The following is a 1776-nucleotide window of genomic DNA, read 5'->3' on the forward strand; positions in this document are numbered from 1 at the left end:
TTCCTTTTGAATGAGCTTCATGAAATTCAAAACCTGAGCTTGAACAGATAAGTCTAATGCTGAAACTGGTTCATCGGCCACAATTAACTTAGGATTAGTAGCAACTGCCCGTGCGATTCCAATTCTTTGTTGTTGACCTCCAGAAAATTGGAAAGGATACTGTTCTAAAGCTTGTTTAGGTAGTCCAACAATATCCAATAATTCATGAATCCGTTTATTTTCCGTATTAGCATCTATTTTTTCAAAATTTCGAATAGGCTCCGCAATGATATCGTAAATTGTTTTCCGTGGATTCAAACTCGAAAATGCATCTTGAAAAATCATTTGAACATCTTTATTGTATTTGAGCTGGTTTCTTATCTTTTTTTTGCTGACATCTTGTCCTTTGTAAATCAATTGTCCTGATGTCATTTGTTCTAAACCAACAATTGTTTTGCCAATCGTTGATTTTCCAGAGCCAGATTCACCAACTAAACCGACAGTTTCTCCTTCATGAATCGTTAAATCTACTTCATCAACGGCTAAAACATTATCTGTCACTCGATTAAAGAAACCAGATCGAATAGGATAATAAACTTTTAAGTCCTTTAAATTAAGAATTTCGCTCACTTTTTACCCCCTTTCAATTTTTGATCTGGAAATTCAAATTTTTTCCAAGCCTGACCTCGAACAAAATGATTTGAAGAAATTTCAGTCATTTTTTCCGAAATTACTTTTTGAGCTTCTTCTTTCATCCAAGGCACTCGAGCGAGAAATAAATCTTTGTCATACTCAATTTCTGACAGAGAAGGCACAGACCCTGGAATCACATATAAATCATCCGAAACTGTTTCGGCAGATGGATTTGAACGCAAAAGTGACCGGGTGTATGGATGTTTGGGATTTTGAAAAAGCTCTTCAACAGAAGCTTTTTCGACGAGTTGTCCGGCATACATCACCGCCACTGTATCAGCAACTTCAGCAACAACCCCTAAATCATGAGTAATTAGAATAACCCCAGCATTCTTCTTCTTTTGTATTTCTAAAATCAAGTCTAAAATCTGAGCTTGAATGGTAACGTCTAAAGCAGTCGTTGGCTCATCAGCAATAATCAAATCTGGGTCATTGGCAATGGCTATTGCAATCATTACTCTTTGTCTCATCCCGCCTGAAAGTTGGTGGGGAAATTGATTAACGACTCTTTTAGGATTTGGAATTCCTACTTGTTCTAAAAGTTGAAAGATTCTACTTTCATACTGATTTTCTGGATAAACATCATGCACGGCCAGCATTTCCTTGATTTGCTGCCCAATTTTCATCAATGGATTAAGCGCAGTGAGTGGATTTTGAAAAATCATTCCAACTTTACTTCCTCGAATATTTGCCATGGAGTCACCCGTTTTACCAATCACTTCTTCCTCATCCAATAAAATGGAGCCTGTAATTTGAGTTTGATTTGGGTTGTGTAATCCCATAACAGCAGTTGCCAAAGTTGATTTCCCAGAACCTGATTCCCCAACAATGGCTAAAACTTCACCACGTCTAAGACTTAAATCAATATCATAAATTGCTTTTTGAAATTTACCAGCAATCCGAAAGGCAACACTCACTTGTTTTGCTTCCAAAATATTTTCACTTTCCACATTTACCTCCATTCTGTATTCTTATTTATACTCAATATCTTTTATTGAAAACAAATTACTTTTGTTTCAAAACAAGGACTTACGGTATTATATTCTTTTTTATTAATTTTTGCAACAATTTAGTATATTCGGAATAAAAAAACACTCCCCTAAT

General features: G+C 35.6%; 1 protein-coding gene and 1 pseudogene. Both read right to left on the reverse strand.

The annotated features are described in order from the left end of the window. Nucleotides 1–609, reverse strand: a pseudogene (gene oppF / locus ABZS58_RS51215) (murein tripeptide/oligopeptide ABC transporter ATP-binding protein OppF); the annotation flags it as partial. After that, nucleotides 606–1622 carry a murein tripeptide/oligopeptide ABC transporter ATP-binding protein OppD gene (oppD, locus tag ABZS58_RS51220; protein ID WP_354792111.1) on the reverse strand — a complete coding sequence of 339 codons (1017 nt, stop codon included), beginning with the start codon at nucleotides 1620–1622 and terminating at the stop codon, nucleotides 606–608. The pseudogene oppF and the gene oppD, both read right to left, overlap by 4 nt. Nucleotides 1623–1776: the final 154 nt, after the last annotated feature.

This window comes from Dactylosporangium sp. NPDC005555 (genome assembly GCF_040605635.1).
GTDB lineage: Bacteria > Actinomycetota > Actinomycetes > Mycobacteriales > Micromonosporaceae > Dactylosporangium.